Source organism: Blastococcus sp. SYSU DS0617 (assembly GCF_054051075.1).
In genome coordinates this window covers 1-16,752 of record NZ_JBJHAO010000013.1, presented here as the reverse complement: position 1 = coordinate 16,752, position 16,752 = coordinate 1, and the positions used below count along the sequence as shown (strand labels likewise).

The window sequence follows — 16,752 nt, the reverse complement described above, 5'->3', positions numbered from 1 at the left end:
CACTGACCCGCACCGCGGGACGGTCCGGCCCTCGCCGGGCCGTCCCGCGGGTGCGCGGAGGCGGGCGCCGTGCTGGGCTGGGCCGATGACCGAACCCCAGCCCGCGGACGAGGGGCAGCCCTGGTGGACCCGCGCCGTCGTCTACCAGGTCTATCCCCGCTCGTTCCAGGACTCCGACGGCGACGGCGTCGGCGACCTGGGCGGGATCCTCCAGCGCCTGGACCACCTGGCCGATCTCGGCGTCGACGTGCTGTGGCTCTCGCCGGTCTACCCCTCACCGCAGGCGGACAACGGCTACGACATCAGCGACTACACCGACATCGACCCGCTGTTCGGCTCGCTGGAGCAGCTCGACGAACTCATCGCCGCCCTGCACGCGCGCGGGATGAAGCTGCTGATGGACCTCGTGGTCAACCACACCAGCGACGCCCATCCCTGGTTCGTGGACAGCCGGTCCTCGCCCGACAGCCCCAAGCGCGACTGGTACTGGTGGCGCCCCCCGCGCGAGGGCATGGCGGCAGGCGAACCGGGCGCGGAGCCGACCAACTGGCAGTCGTTCTTCTCCGGGCCGACCTGGGAGCTCGACGAGGCCAGCGGCGAGTACTACCTGCACCTGTTCGACCGCCGGCAGCCCGACCTGAACTGGGAGAACCCCGAGGTCAGGGCGGCGATCCACGACATGATGCGGTGGTGGCTGGACCGCGGGGTCGACGGCTTCCGCATGGACGTCATCAACATGATCAGCAAGGACCTCCGCGGTCGGGACGGCAGCCCGGACGGACACCTCCACGACGGGCCACCGCTGCCCGGGTCCTCGCTGGGTGACGGTTCGGCCTCCTACCTGTGCGGGCCGCGGATCCACGAGTTCCTGCAGGAGATGCACCGCGAGGTGTTCGCCGGGCGGGACGGAACGTTCCTCACCGTCGGCGAGATGCCCGGCGTGACCGTCGAGCAGGCCCGCCGGTTCACCGATCCGGCCCGCGCCGAGGTGGACATGGTGTTCCAGTTCGAGCACGTCGGCCTGGACCACGGGACGTCGAAGTGGGACATCCAGCCGCTGCGCATGCGCGACCTCAAGGCGTCCTTCGGGCGCTGGCAGCGCGGCCTGGCCGAGGTGGGGTGGAACTCGCTCTACTGGGACAACCACGACCAGCCGCGCGCGGTCTCCCGCTTCGGTGACGACTCCCCGGAGTTCCGGCGCGACTCGGCGACCTGCCTGGCCACCCTGCTGCACCTGCACCGGGGGACGCCGTACGTCTACCAGGGGCAGGAGATCGGGATGGCGAACTTTCCGTTCACCTCGCTCGAGGAGTTCGCCGACGTCGAGTCGCTCAACCACCACGTGCACGCGGTGTCGGCGGGGCACGACCCCGCCGAGGTGCTGGCAGCTCTCCGGACGATGAGCCGCGACAACGCCCGCACGCCGGTGCAGTGGGACGCCTCTCCCCACGCCGGGTTCACCACCGGCACGCCGTGGCTCGCGGTCAACCCCGACCACGTCGAGTGGAACGCCGAGGCGCAGCGCACCGACGCGACGTCCGTGCTCGCCCACTACCGCCGACTGATCGCGCTGCGCCACGAGCTCCCGGTGGTAGCGCTGGGCGACTTCGCCATGCTGCTGCCCGAGCACGAGCACGTGTACGCCTTCACCCGCACGCTGGACGGCGACACGCTGCTCGTCGTCTGCAACCTGTCCCGCACGCCCTACGAGCTGGCCACGCTCCTGCCCGAGGCGGTGGGCGCGGAACTCGTGCTGGGCAACCTGCCCGACGCGGCGGACGTGCTGCGGCCCTGGGAGGCCCGCGTGCTCCGGCTCTGAGCGCCCGGCGACGAGGCGTGCACCGGCAGCGCCTCGGGTTCCGGCTCCGATTCCGGGGCGGGATCCGGTTCCGCGGCCGGCTCCGGATCCGGGACCGGGCCCGACTCACGGGCGAGGACCGTGCCGTAGTGGCGGATCAGCTCGTCGCCGACCCGCGCCCACGTGCGCTCCGCCACCGACGTCCGGGCCCGGGCCGCGGCGGCGCTCAGGGCGGACCGGTCGTCGCGCAGGCCCGCGACGACGGCGGCCAGGACCTCCGGGTCCCCGCCGGCCCACAGCCAGCCGTTCTCCCCGTGCCGCACGAGGTCCAGCAGCCCGCCGGAGGCCGCCGCGACCACCGGCACGCCCGCGGCCAGCGCCTCCTGCACCGCCTGGCCGAACGTCTCGTCGGCGCCCGGGTGCACGAACAGGTCGAAGGAGGCGACGATGCGGCCCAGCTCGGTGCCGGTGCGCTGCCCGAGGAACACCGCCCCGGGCATCGCCCGGGCCAGCCGCCGGGACTGCGGCCCGTCCCCGACGACGACGAGCCGCACGCCGGGCAACCGGGCGACCTCGGCGAGCAGGTGCAGCCGCTTCTCCACGGCCAGGCGGGCGACCACGCCGACGACGAGCTCGCCGCCGGGTGCCAGTTGCCGGCGCAGGTCCTCGTCCCGCCGTCGCGGCGTGAACTGGGTGAGGTCCACGCCCCGGGGCCACAGCGCCACCGGAGCGATGCCGTTCCGCCGCAGCAGCGCCGCACTGGCCGTCGAGGGGGCCAGCGTCAGATCCGCCGCCCCGTGCACCGCGCGGAGCACCCGCCAGGCGGCCGACGGACTGCCGGGAACCCGGTACCGCCGCGCGTAGGCGGCCAGATCGGTCTGGAAGACCGCGACCGACGGGATGCCCAGCGCCCGTGCGGCCTGCCCGGCAGCCGATCCCAGCAGCGCGGGCGAGGCGAGGTGCACCACGTCGGGCGCCAGGCCGGCGAGCAGCGCGGTGACCTCGGCCCCGCGCCGGGCCGGCGCCAGACGGCGGTACCGCGGCAGCCGCATGGCGGGGACGGTCACCACCTCCACGTGCGCGCCGCAGCGGGACTGGTAGGACTCGCCGCTGGGCGCGACCACGACCGCCTCGTGCCCCCGGACGGCGAGATGGTCCACCGCGCGCAGCACCGAGTTGACCACCCCGTTGACCGCCGGGGAGAAGGTCTCGGCCACCACGGCCACCCGCAGTCCCGGGGGCGTCGTCCCCCGGCCGGTCACGGGGCCACCAGGTCCGCACGCCCGACCGGCCCCACGGACGCCGCCCGCGGGGCCACGACACGCGGGGCGACCGGAGGCGCGGCACCCGGCCGGTGCGCCGTCCCCGGCCTGGCGCGCACACCGGCCGCCGTGGCGATCGCGTACTCCGCCAGGGCCGCCAGGCTGCGCCGGTCCTCGCCCGGGTGCAGGGGCGCGAGCTGGTGCAGCTCCAGCACCAGCCCCCGGGTGGCGACGACCCGGCTCAGGCTGCGGCCGAGCGAGTCGCTCCCGAGGTAGCCGGCGACCGCGGTGGGCCCGGCGGGCGTGCGGTAGCGCAGCGCGACGGGGCAGACCGGGGCGCCGGCGTCGATCGCCGCCTGGAACAGCGCGGGGCGGAACCGGCGGGGGGCGGTGCCGCAGCTCGTCGTCCCCTCGGGGTGGACCAGCACCGGGATGCCGCTGCGCAGCAGGGCGGCGACCTCGGCGACCGTGCCCGGCAGCCGGCGCAGGTTGCCGCGGTCGAGGAAGACCGCCCCCGACCGCCGGGCCGCCGGGCCGATGAGCGGCCAGCCGCCGACCTCCGCCTTGGCGACCGGACGCAGCGCCGGGAAGGCGGCCAGCAGCGCCACGTCGTCCAGCCAGGACACGTGGTTGGCCACCACCAGCGGCGCCGGCCCCTCCCCCGGCGCCCGCCACGGCACCGCCGGCGGCAGCACCCGGAGCTCGACGCCCAGCGCGGCCAGCGTGCGGGCGGGGGCACCCGGGACACCGGCGGCGGCGCCGGCGAGGGCGCTCGTCAGCCCGGTCCACCGCCGGGCCCGGGTCGCCCGCCCGGCCGGGAGGGGCGGCGCGTCCACGCAGGCGGGAGTGCAGTCCGACGTCGGGAACCAGGCGTGCACGGGGGCGCTCATGACTGCGCGGCCAGACGGCGCAGCAGCCACGGGGCGATGTCGACCATGCGCAGCAGCACGTAGAGGTCCGCGGTGCCGAAGTCGGCGTCCAGCGCGGGTGGGCCGCACACGTGGGCGCCGATGCGCAGGTACGCGCGCAGCAGCGGAGGCAGCTCGGGACGGGCGGGGCGCACCGCCGTCCCGACGTCGAAGGGGACGTGCGGGACCACCTGCAGCGCCGAGGGCACGAGGTGCCGCTCGCGGACCACGTCCCACACCCCCGCGGCGGTCGCGCCGCCGTCGGCCAGCGGGATGGACGCGCAGCCGCCCAGGTACCGGTAGCCGCGCCCCAGCGCGTAGCGGACGACGCCCGCCCACAGCAGGGAGACGACGGCGCCCGTGCGGTGGTCCGGGTAGACGCAGCTGCGGCCCACCTCGACCAGGTCCGGCCGGAGCGCGGCGTGCGGGGAGAGGTCGAACTCGCCGTCGGAGTACCCGCGCCCGAGCGCCGCGGCCCGCTCCGGGGGGAGCAACCGGTAGGTGCCGACGACGGCACCGGTGCTGTCGTCGTGGACGAGCACGTGGTCGCAGTGCTCGTCCCACCCGTCGTCGTCGAGGCCTTCGGCGGCTCGCGGTCCCAGCAGGCGGGCACCGCACTCCCCGGCGAACACCTGGTGGCGCAGCCGCTGGGCGGCCTCGACCTCGGCGGCGCTGGTGGCCAGCGCGGCGCGGTAGCGGGGGACGGGCGGGGAGAGTGGCAGGACAGTGGTCACGACGACACCTCGCGTGCCGGAGGGCCCCGGACGGGCCCGGACATCCCGCAGGGTGGGGAGCCCAGGTGTCCGATCGGTGCACGGCCGCGGGCGACGACACGACGGTTCGGCGCTGCGCGTGAGGAATTCCCCCTCGCGCCCCGGCGCCCTCACCCGTTCGGGGACCCTTGACCCTCGACCCGGTCGAGGCCCGACGGTGAGGGACGTGGAGGAACGCATGCGGGGGATCGGCCGGCTGGCCCGGGAGTCGGGCCTGACGGTGAGCGCGCTGCGGTTCTACGACGGCGCGGGCGTGCTCGTGCCCGCGCACGTGGACCCGCACAGCTCCTACCGCTGGTACAGCGACGACCAGGTCGTCGTCGCCCGGCTCGTGGCCCGGCTGCGGAGGGTGGGCATGCCGCTCGCCGAGATCCGCCGGGTCCTCGCGCACCGGGACGACCCGGCCGTCGTCGACGCGGTCCTGCAGGCGCACCTCACGCGCCTGGAGGACGGCCTGGCCGACGCCCGCCGCGAGCTTCTCTCCGCCCGATCCCTACTGGCCCAGGAGAGCGCCATGACCGTCGTCCACACCACCACCGCCGCCCTGCTCGACGCGCTGCGCGCCGTCCGGTTCGCCGTCGGCACCGATCCGGAGCTGCCGATGCTCACCGGCGTGCTGCTCGACGCCGGCGACGACGGCGTCCGCCTCGTGGCCAGCGACCGCTACCGCCTGGGGGTGCGCACCCTGTCCGCCGAGGTCGACGGGCCGCCGCTCAGCGCGATCCTCCCCGTCGGGTTCGTCGACGACCTGCTCGACCTGCCTGCGTCAGGGGCGGCCACGGTGCGCGTGGCAGGTCCGGACGTCAGCGTCGAGGCGGGCGGCCGCGAGCTGCACGGCCGGCGCGTGGACGCCGACTTCCCCGACTACCGCCCGCTGGTCCGCGAGTCCGGCAGCCTCCAGGTGGACGTCGACGTCGCCCGGTTCCGCGACGAGCTGGCCGCCGCGCCCACGCGCACGGTGCCCACCGGGCCCGACGGCGTGGAGGAGACCGCCACCGTGCTGACCGTCGGCGACGTCGAACTGGGCGTGAACCGCGAGTTCCTGCTGCAGGCCCTGGACGCCGAGGGTGCCGGCCAGCTCGTGCTGGACCTCGACGGCCCGCTCGCCCCGCTGGCGCTCCGCGACCCGAGCCGCCCCGGCGACGTCAGCATGCTCATGCCGATCCGCCTGCCCTGATCCCGAGCCCGGCGCGGCCATTGCGCGGAAACCGACGCCTCGAGGGGGGTCGTGGGGTCGGTCTCCGCGCATCGGGGTGATCAGTGCGAGGTGCGGTCCAGGACCAGCCGCACGGTCTCCGCGGGCTCGTCCCAGAGCGGGAAGTGGCCGGACCGCGGGAACCAGTGCAGCTCGGCGTCCGGGAACGCCGCGGCGGCCCGGGACGCCTGTCGGGCGAGGGTGACCCGGTCCCGGCGGCCCCAGCCGATGGTCAGGCGCCCGGGCAGCGTGCCGGCCGGGGCGCCCTGCTGCTTCGGCCCGCGGGCCAGGTCGTCGAGCACCGCACCGAAGGACGGCGAGTCGAGGTATCCCTCGAGCTCGGTGCGGACCGTGTCGCCGTCCAGGGCCCACGGGCGGGCGGAGAACTGCGCCAGCAGGGCGGTGCGGCCGGCCGGGTTGCCCAGGAGAGCGGGCAGCGCGGGGCGGATGCGGCGGAGCAGCGCCACCGACGTCGCGATGCTGGTGCGGAAGACAGCCGCCTCCCGGTCGGTCCAGAACCCACCCGGATCGAGCGCGACGTTGTCGGCACCGATGCCGCGTCGGCTGAGCTCCAGCACCATGCGGGCGCCCAGCGAGGTGCCCACCAGCGACGCCCCGGACAGCCCCTCGGCGCGCAGCCACTCCTGCAGGGCGTCGGTGAGCGCCGCCATGGACGGATCGGGCAGGGGCGGGGTGTCCCCCGCGAACCCGGGCAGGTCGACGGCGACGACGCTGCGGTGCGCGCGCAGCCCGTCGAGCACCGACTCCCAGGTGCGCCACGACCCTCCGAGCCCGTGGACGAGCACAAGCGGTGGTCCGGATCCGGAGCGGTGCGCGGTCATCATCACCGCGCGCCCCTACCCGCCGTCGCCCGGCCGACTCCCGAGCCTTGTCCCCGTGCCAGCCGTTCCAGCGGGCGGAACGGCCGGTAGGGGGTCGATGCCCGCGATCCGCCTAGGACAGCGGCGAGCGGGGGAGCAACCGGTCGCTGATGATCCGCTTCTGGATCTCGCTGGTGCCCTCGAAGATCGTGGTCAGCCGGGCGTCGCGCCAGTGCCGCTCGACCTGCCGCTCGGTGGTGTAGCCGTTGCCGCCGTGCAGCTGCATGGCCTGGTTGGTCACCCGCACCGACATCTCGGTCGCCTCGAGCTTGACCATCGAGGCCTCCTTGGCCACGGGCAGGCCGAGGTCGATGAGGTGGGCGACCTGCCGGTAGAAGGCCCGGGCCTGCTCGATCTGCGCGGCCATCTCGGCGACGGCGAAGCGCAGCGCCTGGAAGTCGCCGATCGGGTGGCCGAACTGCTCGCGCTCCTGCAGGTAGAGGATCGAGTCCTCCAGCGCGGCGCGGGCCAGGCCGACGGCGCGGGCCGCGGTGTGCACGCGGGCGGTGTTGAGGAACTTCTGCGCCTCGGCGAACCCGGCCTGCTTGGCCGCCTCGCCCTCCTCGCCGCTGTCCTCCCGCGCCGCCTTGGCCTCGTCGATGATGTTGTCCTTGGGGATCCGGACGCCGTCGAAGGTGAGGTCCCAGGTCAGGAAGCCGTGGTACCCGATCTTGTCGATCGGGTGCCCGGAGAGGCCCTCGGGGAACGAGCCACGCTCCTTCTCCAGCAGCAGGTTGATCAGTCCGGCCGAGCGGGACTCGCCCTCCTCCGGGTCGCGCTCGCGCACCAGCACCTGGATGAAGTCGGCCGCCTCGGCGTTGCCGCACCAGCGCTTGCGCCCGGTCACGACCCACTCGTCGCCCTCGAGGACGGCGCGGGTGGAGACGCCCGCGAGGTCGGACCCGGCGTCGGGCTCGGACAGCGCGATCGCACCGATCCACTCGCCACGGGCGCTGCGCCGCTGCAGCTCCTCGCGCCGCTCGGCATCCGGAACCGCCGTCCCCAGGCCCTGGGAGCGGGCCAGGATGCTGGCCGTCGACATCCAGGCGCGGGCCAGCTCCTCGCTGACCATGCAGTACTCGAAGACGCCCAGGCCCAGGCCGCCCTGTTCGGCGGGCACGGTGATGCCGAAGTAGCCCAGCTCGGCCAGCCGGGACAGCAGCGACGCCGGGATGAGGCCCTTCTGCGGGTCGAGCTCGTCGGCCAGCGGCAGCACCTCGTCCATCGCGAACCGGCGCGCCTGCAGCTGGAGCTCCTCGCGCTCGGGCGTGTGCCACGGGGGCAGCAGCGCCGGCGGCGGGGGAAGCAGGGTCTCGGTCTCTTCGGTGCTGGCGCTCGACGTCATCGCCGGTCGGCCTCCTCGACGCAGGGTGGTTCCGTTCACCTTGGTGGCTGCACGGTGCCCCCGCACGCCGCGCTCATCCGCGCTGGTGACCAGCCTCACCGGGACGCTCCAGCCGGACGGCGTCACGTCCCGCCGCGGTGCACACCGGCGAGAGGTCAGCTCGTGCGGCGGAGGTGCGGCCCGGTCAGGAGCTAGCGCGCTCGCGAGCCAGGGCCACGTAGTGCTCGACCGCGCCCGGGTCGTCGACGGTGCCGACGTTCACCGCCTTCGCGGGGTCGATGCCCTGGAACAGCCGCTTGAGCGGCACCTCGAGACGCTTGCCGGTGCGGGTGTGCGGCACCGCCGGCACGGCCAGGATCTCGTCGGGCACGTGCCGGGGCGAGGCCTGCTCGCGGATCACCTCGCGCAGGCGGCGGACCAGTCCGTCACCCAGCTCGACGCCGGGCGCCAGCTGCACGAACAGCGGCATCCAGTAGCCGCCGTCGGCCTGCTCCACGCCGAGGACGACGCAGTCGAGCACCTCCGGCACCGACTCGACGGCGGCGTAGATGTCGGCGGTCCCCATGCGCACGCCACCCCGGTTGAGCGTGGAGTCCGAGCGCCCGGTGATGACGCACGTGCCGCGCTCGGTGATCTCCATCCAGTCGCCGTGCCGCCAGACGCCCGGCCACGGCTCGAAGTAGGCCGCGCGGTAGCGCTCGCCGTCCGGGTCGTTCCAGAAGTACAGCGGCATCGAGGGCATCGGCTCGGTGATCACCAGCTCCCCGAGCTCGCCGGTCACCGGCTCGCCGTCCGGTGACCACGCGGCCGCCGCGACGCCGAGCATCGGGCGCTGCAGCTCCCCCGCCGTCACCGGCAGCAGCGGCGAGCTGCCGATGAACCCGGTCGCGACGTCGGTACCGCCGGACAGCGAGCCGAGCAGCACGTCGCCGGCCACCGCGTCGTAGACCCAGCGGAACGCCGACGCGGGCAACGGCGAGCCGGTCGAGCCGACGCCGCGCAGCGCGGAGAGGTCGTGCTGCTCCCCCGGCCGCAGCCCGGCCTTCTCGCAGGCGCTCAGGTAGCCGGCGCTCGTGCCCAGGTAGGTCATCCCGGTGCGCGCAGCGAGCGCGAACTGGGCGTCGGGGCCCGGGTAGGCCGGAGCGCCGTCGTGCACCACCAGCGTGCAGCCCGACAACAGGGTCGAGGTGGCGATGTTCCACATGATCCAGGCGGTGGAGGCGTACCAGAAGAAGCGGTCGCCGACGCCGACGTCCATGTGCAGCTCGGCGGACTTCCGCTGCTCGAGCACCACCCCGCCGTGCCCGTGCACGATGCCCTTCGGCAGCCCGGTCGTGCCCGAGGAGTAGACGATCCACAGCGGGTGGTCGAACGCCGTGGGCTCGAACACCGGTTCCTGCGCGTCGGCGACGGCGTCGGCCCAGGCCAGCGCGCCGTCGGGCAGCTCCGCCGGGAACAGCCGGGGGACGGCGATCGTCGTCCGCACGCTGGGCAGCGCGGCCCGCAGCTCGGCGACGACGTCGCGCCGGTCGAACTCCCGCCCGTTGAACCGGTACCCGTCGACGGCGACGAGCACCGTGGGCTCGATCTGGCTGAACCGGTCCAGGACGGCGCGGGTGCCGAAGTCGGGCGCGCAGGCCGACCACACCGCGCCGACCGCCGCCGCGCCGAGGAAGGCGACCACCGCCTCGGGCACGTTGGGCAGGTAGCCGGCCACCCGGTCGCCGGGGCCCACGCCGAGCCGCCGGAGCGTGGCGGCGAACGCGCCCACCTGCCCGCGCAGCTCCGCCCACGAGACCTCGATCGGATCGGTGTCCTCGGCCGTGACGACCAGCGCCGGATGGGCCTCGGTGCTCTGCCGGAAGACCTGCTCGGCGACGTTCACCGTCGTCCCCGGGAACCACTGCGCGCCCGGCATCCGGCGGTCGGCCAGCACCCGGTCGTCGGGCACGTCGAGCACCCCGGCCCAGCGCGCCAGGTCGCCCCAGAACTGGTCCAGGTGCTCGACCGACCAGCGCCACAGGGCGTCGTAGTCGACCGGATCACCGAGGGAGAGCCCCCGCCGCCGCGCGACCCATTCGGCGAAGGCCGCGATCCGGGTTCCGCGGATGCTCTCGGCGGAGGGCTGCCAGAGGACGTCGGACACGCCCCGACCCTGCCATCCTGGGACGGCGCCGGCCATGGCGTGCCCCGGCGAACAGGAGTGCCTGTGCCATCGAGCGAGCGGAACGTGCTGGGCGGACCCCTGGAGCCCTGCGGCACCGACCCGGTCACCGGCTTCTACCGCGACGGGCACTGCGCCACCGGCCCCGAGGACCTGGGCTCGCACACCGTCTGCGCCGTCGTCTCCGCCGAGTTCCTGGCGATGCAGCGGGAGCTGGGCAACGACCTGTCCACCCCGCGCCCCGAGTACGGGTTCCCCGGGCTGCGGCCCGGCGACCGCTGGTGCGTCGTCGCCGTCCGGTGGCTGCAGGCCTACCAGGCCGGGGCCGCGGCGGGCGTCGTCCTGGCCGCCACGAACGGGCGTGCGCTGGAGATCGTGCCGATCGAGGCGCTGCGGCAGCTCGCGGTCGACGTCCCGGACGATCTCAGCGCGCTGGACTGATCGCGGGGTCAGCCGCCGCTGCCCCCGCCGCCGAGCATCCAGCTGTTCTTGTTGACCGCGCCGCGGGCGTCGGGCCCGTCGAGGCGGTCCCGGTCGAGGCGGCCGTCGGGCAGCTCGTCGGTCCAACGCTCCGGCTTCCGCCGCCGGCCGAGGTACAGCGTCGCGGCGACCACCACCGCGACAGCGAGCACGACGAGGACCCATTCCATGGCCGTCACGGTAGGCCCCGGTTCGCGTCGGCCGTGCGAGGCGGACCGGTGCGCCCGCAGAAGCGCCCCCGGCCGGAATGCCTGGAGCCCCTCCGCGGGTTCCCCCGTCATGAGTGACCTCCTCGACGTGCCGGTGACCACCCTCCAGGGCAGCGCGACCACGCTGCGGGAGCTGACCGGCGGCGGGCCGGCGCTCGTGGTGAACGTGGCCAGCAAGTGCGGCCTGACCCCGCAGTACACGGCGCTGGAGGCGCTGCACGAGGAGTTCTCGCCGCGCGGGTTCACCGTCATCGGCGTGCCGTGCAACCAGTTCATGGGCCAGGAGCCGGGCACCGCCGAGGAGATCCAGGAATTCTGCTCGGCCACCTACGGCGTCACCTTCCCCATGACCGAGAAGGTGGACATCAACGGCGAGGGCGCCCACCCGCTGTTCCAGCAGCTGACGGCCGTGCCCGACGCCGACGGCGAGGCCGGCGAGGCGAAGTGGAACTTCGAGAAGTGGGTCATCAGCGGACAGGGCGACGTGGTCGCGCGGTTCCGCCCGATGACCAGCCCCGACGCTCCCGAGGTGCGCGCCGCGATCGAGTCCGTCCTCCCGGGCTGAGCGGACCGCGGTCGGCGACCTCGACCGCGCGGTGTGGCAGCCGCCCGCGCCCTCGACGGCGCGGACCGCTGCTCCGGGGCGTGGCCGAGGACGTCCGGCGGGGACGGGCGGGAGCACCTACCGTCGGGCCATGGCCGACCTCCGCTTCTGGTTCGACCCGGTCTGCCCGTTCGCCTGGATGACCAGCAAGTGGGTCCGCCAGGTGAGCGCGCAGCGCGACTACGCCGTCGAGTGGCGGTTCATCTCGCTGCGGCTGCTCAACGCGCACATCGACTACGCCAGCCATTTCCCGCCCGAGTACGAGGCCGGGCACACCGACGGCCTGCGGCTGCTGCGGGTGGCCGCGCGGGTGCGCGCCGAGCACGGCCCGGACGCGGTCGGCCCGCTCTACGCGGCTCTCGGGGAGGGCATCTTCGAGGTCGATGCCGCTCCGGGCGCCGGGCGGCGTGGCACCGAGGACTTCCTGACGCCGGTGCTGGCCGGGCTCGGGCTGCCCGCGGACCTGGCCGGAGCCCTGGACGACACGTCCTGGGACGAGCAGATCCAGGCCGAGACCGACGAGGCCCTCGCGCTCACCGGCAAGGACGTCGGGACGCCGATCCTGCACTTCCAGCCGCCCGAGGGCGTCGCGTTCTTCGGCCCGGTGATCAGCCGGCTGCCCGACGACGCGGACGCCGTCGCGCTCTGGGACCACGTGGTCGCCCTCGCCGCCTTCCCCGGCTTCGCCGAGCTGAAGCGAAGCCTGCGGGAGCGCCCCCAGCTGCCGGCGTTCGGCGTGCCGAAGGGGGAGACCGGGCGGCAGGAGGACTGGCACGGCGGCAGTCGCCGGCAGAAGCGGTAACGCCCGGCGCGGACAGCGGGCGAGGCGCGCAGCTAAGGTAAGCCTTAGCAAACCGTCGCCGTCGTCCAGGAGCCGCTCGTGACCACCACGGCCGACGCTCCCGTGCGGAGCGGCGCGGCCGTCCCCACGCCCGCGGCCCGGGGCCCGCGCGCCCGGCGGTTGCTCGTGCTGCTGGCGCTGCTCGGGCTGGTCGCGGCGGCTGCGCTGGCCAGCGTCGCCGTCGGCACCCGGTCCCTGGCGCCCGGCGAGGTGTGGCGCGCCCTCTTCGACAGCGACCCCACCAGCGAGGCCGCCGTCATCGTCCAGCAGCTGCGGGTGCCGCGGACGGTGCTGGGCCTGATGGTGGGGGCCGCCCTGGGCATGTCCGGCGCCCTCATGCAGGGCCACACCCGCAACCCGCTCGGCGACCCCGGGCTGCTCGGCGTCACCGCCGGCGCCTCGCTGGCCGTCGTCCTCGCGATCGCGTTCCTCGACATCACGTCGGTCTCGGGCACCGTCTGGTTCGCCTTCGCCGGCGCGCTGACCGGCACCGTCCTGGTCTACGCGATCGGCTCGGCCGGCCGGGGCGGCGCGACGCCGATCACCCTGGCGCTGGCCGGCGCGGCGCTTTCGGCGCTGCTCTACGCGCTGGTCCGCGCCATCGTGGTCAGCGACACCGACACCCTGGACTCCTTCCGGTTCTGGCAGGTGGGCGCGCTGGCCGGCCGGGGCGCGGAGGTCGCCTGGCAGGTCGCGCCGTTCATGGCCGTCGGGCTGGTGCTGGCGCTGGCCAACGCCCCGGCGCTGAACCTCCTGGGCCTCGGCGAGGACGTGGCCCGGGGGCTCGGGCAGCGCATCTGGCTGGCCCGCGCCGTCGGGCTGGCCGCCATCACGCTGCTGTGCGGCGCGGCCACGGCGGCCTGCGGCCCGATCGCCTTCGTGGGGCTGGTCGTGCCGCACGTGGTGCGCGCCCTCACCGGCCCGGACCACCGCTGGCTGGTCCCCTGCTCGGCGCTCCTGGGCGCGGCGCTGCTGCTCGTCGCCGACGTGCTGGGCCGCGTGCTCGCGCGCCCCGGCGAGCTCCAGGTCGGCATCGTGCTCGCCCTGATCGGCGCGCCGTTCTTCGTCGCGCTGGTGCGCCGCCGCCGGACGATGGCGCTGTGAGCGAGCTTGCGAGCTCACAGATGAGCACAGCACGGTCCGTCACGTGGGCGACGAGCGCCAGCGAGGAGGCCGCGTGACGGCGACCCTCGACCGTCCGGTCGGCGGACCGCGCGGCCGGACCGCGGTCCGCATCGGCCCGGTGTCGGCGGTGCTCCGCTGGCGGCAGCTGCTGGTCCCGCTGATCGCGCTCGTCGTGCTGGTCCTCGTCTCGGCGGTCAGCATCGGCCGCGGCGACTACCCCATCGCCATCCCCGACGTCCTGCGCACCCTCGTGGGCCTGGGCGAAGGCCCGCAGAACTTCATCGTGCTGGAGCTGCGGGCGCCGCGGGTGATCGTCGGGCTGCTCGTCGGCCTGGCCCTCGGCGTGGCCGGCGCGCTGTTCCAGACCTTCGCCCGCAACCCGCTGGCCTCCCCGGACACGCTCGGCATCACGATGGGCGCCTCGGTCGGCGCCGTGGCCGCCATCGTGCTCAGCGGCGGCAGCTCCGTCGGGGCCGTGCTCGGCGGCTTCGGCGTCCCCCTGGCCGCGCTGTGCGGCGCCCTGGGCACGGGCGTGCTGCTCTTCCTGCTCGCCTGGCGGGCGGGCATCGACGGGTACCGGCTGGTGCTCGTCGGCATCGCGCTGTGGTCGATGGGCACCGCCCTGGTCGACTGGCTGCTGACCAACGCCCAGATCTACGACGCCGCCGCGGCCTACGTCTGGATCACCGGGTCGCTCAACGCGCGCACCTGGGATCAGGCGGTGCCCCTCGCCATCGCGCTGGCCGTGCTGCTGCCGCTGGCCCTGGCGACCGGCCGGGCGCTGGGCGTCATGCAGTTCGGCGACGACACCGCCCGCGGCCTCGGCTTGCGCCTGCCGGCTGCGCAGACGGCGGTCGTACTGCTGGCCGTCGCGCTCACCGCCGCGGCCGTCTCCGCCGCCGGGCCGATCACCTTCGTGGCGCTCGTCGTCCCCCAGGTCGCCGTCCGGCTCACCGGCGGCTCCCGGCCCCCGCTGCTGACCTCGGGCCTGCTGGGCGCCGCCCTCGTGGTGAGCGCCGACCTGGTCACCCGCACCGCGCTCCCCGAGGCCCTGCCCGTCGGCATCCTCACCGCCGTCATCGGCGCGCCCTACCTGCTCTGGCTCCTGGTCCGCGGAAGGCGATCGACGCTATGACCACCATCCACAGCGGAACCGAGGTACGGCCCCACACCGCGCCCGCCCCGGTGGCCGGCACGGACCGGGTGCGGCTGGCCGCCGAGCGCGTCCGCCTGGCCTACGACGACACCGTCGTCGTCCACGACCTGGACCTCGAGCTGACCGAGGGCTCCTTCACCGCCGTCGTCGGCCCGAACGGCTGCGGGAAGTCCACCCTGCTGCGGGCGCTGGGCCGGTTGCTCCGCCCGACCGGCGGCCAGGTGCTGCTGGACGGCCGGGCGATCGCACGGACACCGACCCGCGAGGTGGCCAAGGTCCTGGGCCTGCTCCCCCAGTCACCGGTCGCGCCCGAGGGGCTGACCGTCGCCGACCTGGTCGCCCGGGGCCGGCACCCGCACCAGAGCTGGGTGCGGCAGTGGTCCCGCGACGACGAGTCCGTGGTCGCGGAGGCGCTGGAGTGGACCGACATGGCCGCGCTGTCCGCCCGTCCGGTGGACGAGCTGTCCGGCGGCCAGCGCCAGCGGGCCTGGATCTCGATGGCGCTGGCCCAGGGCACCGACCTGCTGCTGCTGGACGAGCCCACGACCTACCTCGACCTGGCCCACCAGATCGACGTCCTGGAGCTGGTCGGGCGGTTGCACGCCGAGCGCGGCCGGACCGTCGTCGTCGTGCTGCACGACCTGAACCTGGCCGCCCGCTACGCGCAGCGGCTGGTTGCCATGAAGGACGGCGTCCTCGTGGCGTCGGGCACCCCCGCCGACGTGCTCACCCCGGCACTGCTGGCCGACGTGTTCGACCTCGAGGCCCGCATCGTGCCCGACCCGGTGACGGGCACCCCGATGGTCGTCCCGGTGCGCCGGTTGCGCTGACCCCTTGCCCGCGCCGGACCCCCGTACGGTGTTGAGTTAGGGCAGGCTAACCTTCCCTGCGACAGGGATGATCGTCATCCCTCGAGCTGAGGGAGTTGCCGTGCACCGCACATCCCGCCGCCTGCTCGGTGGCCTGCTCGCACTCACCGTGCTCGGCCTGAGCGCCTGCGGCGACGACGACGACGGCGGCGGGGGCGCCGGCGCCTCCGGCGAGGGCTGGTCGTTCACCGACGACCTGGGCAACACCGTCGAGCTGGACGAGGCCCCCGACCGCGTCGCCGGCATCAACGACGTCATGTCCTCGCTGTGGAACTACGGCATCGAGCCGGTGGTCACCTTCGGTCAGACCTCCACCGCCGACGACGTCGCGTTCGAGGGCCGTGACCTCTCCGACGTGGAGATCCTCGGCGAGAGCTACGGCGAGATCGACCTGGAGCAGCTCGCGGCCGCCGCCCCCGACGTCATCGTCACGACGGCCTACCCGACCGACTCCGAGGGCACCCTCGACGAGAGCCAGCCCCTGTACGGCTTCGAGTCCCTCGAGCAGCAGGAGCAGATCGGCAGGATCGCCCCGATCATCGCGATCGCGTGGCGCGGCTCGGCCGCCGACGTCATCGAGCGGACCGCCGAGCTGGCCGAGGCGCTGGGTGCCGACATGGACAGCGACGAGGTCCGCGCGGCCCGCGAGGACTTCGAGGCCGCCGGCGAGGCGCTGACCGAGGCCGCTGCGCCGGGGCTGACCGTGCTCCCGGTGGCCGCGTACGCCGACGAGGGCTTCTACATGGCCAAGGCCCAGGACGAGCCCTCGCTGCGGATGTACGCCGACCTCGGCGTCCAGTTCGTCGACCCGGGCGGCGAGGGGTACTACTGGCAGACCGCCGGCTGGGAGGACGTGCCGCAGTACCCGAGCGACATCCTCCTGTACTCGCTGCGCGGTGCGCTCCCGCCGGAGCAGATGGCCGAGCAGCCGACCTACAACCTGCTGCCGGCCGTCCAGGCCGACCAGGTGCACCCGTGGAAGTACATCGGGATGGACTACGCCGCGCAGGCCGCCTACATGGAGGAGCTCGCGGGCTGGCTGGCCGCCGCCGAGGACGTCACCCCCTGACCCCAGCGGCGGGGGGGGGGGGGGGGTGGGGGGCGGCGGCGGGCGCCCGCGCGGCGCGGGGGGGCGCGCGGGG

Annotated in this window: 16 protein-coding genes; 9 read left to right on the top strand and 7 right to left on the bottom strand. The window is 75.0% G+C overall.

The window, feature by feature from the left end; genetic code table 11:
* The first annotated feature begins 85 nt into the window (after positions 1–85).
* On the top strand, positions 86–1,819 hold the full coding sequence (locus ACI793_RS14425; protein ID WP_456607068.1) for a glycoside hydrolase family 13 protein: 1,734 nt from the start codon (positions 86–88) through the stop codon (positions 1,817–1,819).
* On the opposite strand, the gene ACI793_RS14420 is transcribed toward ACI793_RS14425, so the two are convergent.
* Genes ACI793_RS14420 through ACI793_RS14410 form a run of 3 tightly spaced genes read right to left on the bottom strand, consistent with a single transcriptional unit; the run spans position 1,705 to position 4,702 of the window.
* A complete protein-coding gene (locus ACI793_RS14420) occupies positions 1,705–3,060 on the bottom strand; it encodes a glycosyltransferase family 4 protein (protein WP_456607067.1) in 1,356 nt (451 codons plus the stop codon). The genes ACI793_RS14425 and ACI793_RS14420 overlap by 115 nt on opposite strands.
* The gene (locus ACI793_RS14415) at positions 3,057–3,950 is read right to left on the bottom strand and encodes a lysophospholipid acyltransferase family protein (protein WP_456607066.1); all 894 of its coding nucleotides are present in this window, start codon (positions 3,948–3,950) and stop codon (positions 3,057–3,059) included. Before ACI793_RS14415 ends, ACI793_RS14420 begins: the two co-directional genes overlap by 4 nt.
* The gene (locus tag ACI793_RS14410) at positions 3,947–4,702 is read right to left on the bottom strand and encodes a GNAT family N-acetyltransferase (RefSeq protein ID WP_456607065.1); all 756 of its coding nucleotides are present in this window, start codon (positions 4,700–4,702) and stop codon (positions 3,947–3,949) included. The genes ACI793_RS14415 and ACI793_RS14410 overlap by 4 nt, the downstream gene beginning before the upstream one ends.
* A gap of 205 nt (positions 4,703–4,907) precedes the next feature.
* Between ACI793_RS14410 and ACI793_RS14405 the strand changes: the two genes are divergently transcribed.
* Positions 4,908–5,918, top strand: coding sequence for a DNA polymerase III subunit beta family protein (locus tag ACI793_RS14405; RefSeq protein WP_456607064.1), 1,011 nt, complete (start codon positions 4,908–4,910; stop codon positions 5,916–5,918).
* 80 nt (positions 5,919–5,998) lie between these two features.
* Here ACI793_RS14405 and ACI793_RS14400 read toward each other — a convergent pair whose 3' ends face one another.
* The 3 genes from ACI793_RS14400 to ACI793_RS14390 all read right to left on the bottom strand — a co-directional run bounded on the left by ACI793_RS14400 (position 5,999) and on the right by ACI793_RS14390 (position 10,308).
* The gene (locus ACI793_RS14400) at positions 5,999–6,742 is read right to left on the bottom strand and encodes an alpha/beta fold hydrolase (RefSeq protein ID WP_456607063.1); all 744 of its coding nucleotides are present in this window, start codon (positions 6,740–6,742) and stop codon (positions 5,999–6,001) included.
* 148 nt (positions 6,743–6,890) lie between these two features.
* Entirely contained in the window at positions 6,891–8,162 is a 1,272-nt protein-coding gene (locus tag ACI793_RS14395) for an acyl-CoA dehydrogenase family protein (RefSeq protein ID WP_456607062.1), read from the bottom strand.
* A gap of 184 nt (positions 8,163–8,346) precedes the next feature.
* The gene (locus tag ACI793_RS14390) at positions 8,347–10,308 is read right to left on the bottom strand and encodes an acetoacetate--CoA ligase (RefSeq protein WP_456607061.1); all 1,962 of its coding nucleotides are present in this window, start codon (positions 10,306–10,308) and stop codon (positions 8,347–8,349) included.
* A 63-nt stretch (positions 10,309–10,371) separates the two neighbouring features.
* Between ACI793_RS14390 and ACI793_RS14385 the strand changes: the two genes are divergently transcribed.
* A complete protein-coding gene (locus tag ACI793_RS14385; RefSeq protein ID WP_456607060.1) occupies positions 10,372–10,767 on the top strand; it encodes a DUF2237 family protein in 396 nt (131 codons plus the stop codon).
* Between the two features lie 8 nt (positions 10,768–10,775).
* Here ACI793_RS14385 and ACI793_RS14380 read toward each other — a convergent pair whose 3' ends face one another.
* Positions 10,776–10,976 (bottom strand): hypothetical protein, encoded by a 201-nt coding sequence (locus tag ACI793_RS14380; protein WP_456607059.1) that lies wholly within the window; start codon positions 10,974–10,976, stop codon positions 10,776–10,778.
* A 109-nt stretch (positions 10,977–11,085) separates the two neighbouring features.
* Between ACI793_RS14380 and ACI793_RS14375 the strand changes: the two genes are divergently transcribed.
* The 6 genes from ACI793_RS14375 to ACI793_RS14350 all read left to right on the top strand — a co-directional run bounded on the left by ACI793_RS14375 (position 11,086) and on the right by ACI793_RS14350 (position 16,679).
* Positions 11,086–11,580, top strand: a complete 495-nt coding sequence (locus ACI793_RS14375; protein ID WP_456607058.1) for a glutathione peroxidase — start codon at positions 11,086–11,088, stop codon at positions 11,578–11,580.
* Between the two features lie 130 nt (positions 11,581–11,710).
* Positions 11,711–12,421: a mycothiol-dependent nitroreductase Rv2466c family protein gene (locus ACI793_RS14370; RefSeq protein ID WP_456607057.1), complete on the top strand. Its 711-nt coding sequence runs from the start codon at positions 11,711–11,713 to the stop codon at positions 12,419–12,421.
* Positions 12,422–12,499: 78 nt separating this feature from the next.
* Positions 12,500–13,564: a FecCD family ABC transporter permease gene (locus ACI793_RS14365; RefSeq protein WP_456607056.1), complete on the top strand. Its 1,065-nt coding sequence runs from the start codon at positions 12,500–12,502 to the stop codon at positions 13,562–13,564.
* A gap of 73 nt (positions 13,565–13,637) precedes the next feature.
* Positions 13,638–14,720 (top strand): FecCD family ABC transporter permease, encoded by a 1,083-nt coding sequence (locus tag ACI793_RS14360; protein ID WP_456607055.1) that lies wholly within the window; start codon positions 13,638–13,640, stop codon positions 14,718–14,720.
* Positions 14,717–15,571, top strand: a complete 855-nt coding sequence (locus ACI793_RS14355; RefSeq protein ID WP_456607054.1) for an ABC transporter ATP-binding protein — start codon at positions 14,717–14,719, stop codon at positions 15,569–15,571. Before ACI793_RS14360 ends, ACI793_RS14355 begins: the two co-directional genes overlap by 4 nt.
* Positions 15,572–15,671: 100 nt before the next feature.
* Positions 15,672–16,679 carry an ABC transporter substrate-binding protein gene (locus tag ACI793_RS14350; protein WP_456607053.1) on the top strand — a complete coding sequence of 336 codons (1,008 nt, stop codon included), beginning with the start codon at positions 15,672–15,674 and terminating at the stop codon, positions 16,677–16,679.
* Positions 16,680–16,752 lie beyond the last annotated feature (73 nt).

What these genes read in the sequence shown, in the direction of transcription:
- ACI793_RS14375 (WP_456607058.1), top strand. Translation starts at nt 11,086, where the DNA reads ATGAGTGACCTCCTCGACGTGCCGGTGACCACCCTCCAGGGCAGCGCG.
- ACI793_RS14425 (WP_456607068.1), top strand. Translation starts at nt 86, where the DNA reads ATGACCGAACCCCAGCCCGCGGACGAGGGGCAGCCCTGGTGGACCCGC.
- ACI793_RS14370 (WP_456607057.1), top strand. Translation starts at nt 11,711, where the DNA reads ATGGCCGACCTCCGCTTCTGGTTCGACCCGGTCTGCCCGTTCGCCTGG.
- ACI793_RS14380 (WP_456607059.1), bottom strand. Translation starts at nt 10,976, where the DNA reads ATGGAATGGGTCCTCGTCGTGCTCGCTGTCGCGGTGGTGGTCGCCGCG.
- ACI793_RS14395 (WP_456607062.1), bottom strand. Translation starts at nt 8,162, where the DNA reads ATGACGTCGAGCGCCAGCACCGAAGAGACCGAGACCCTGCTTCCCCCG.
- ACI793_RS14415 (WP_456607066.1), bottom strand. Translation starts at nt 3,950, where the DNA reads ATGAGCGCCCCCGTGCACGCCTGGTTCCCGACGTCGGACTGCACTCCC.
- ACI793_RS14355 (WP_456607054.1), top strand. Translation starts at nt 14,717, where the DNA reads ATGACCACCATCCACAGCGGAACCGAGGTACGGCCCCACACCGCGCCC.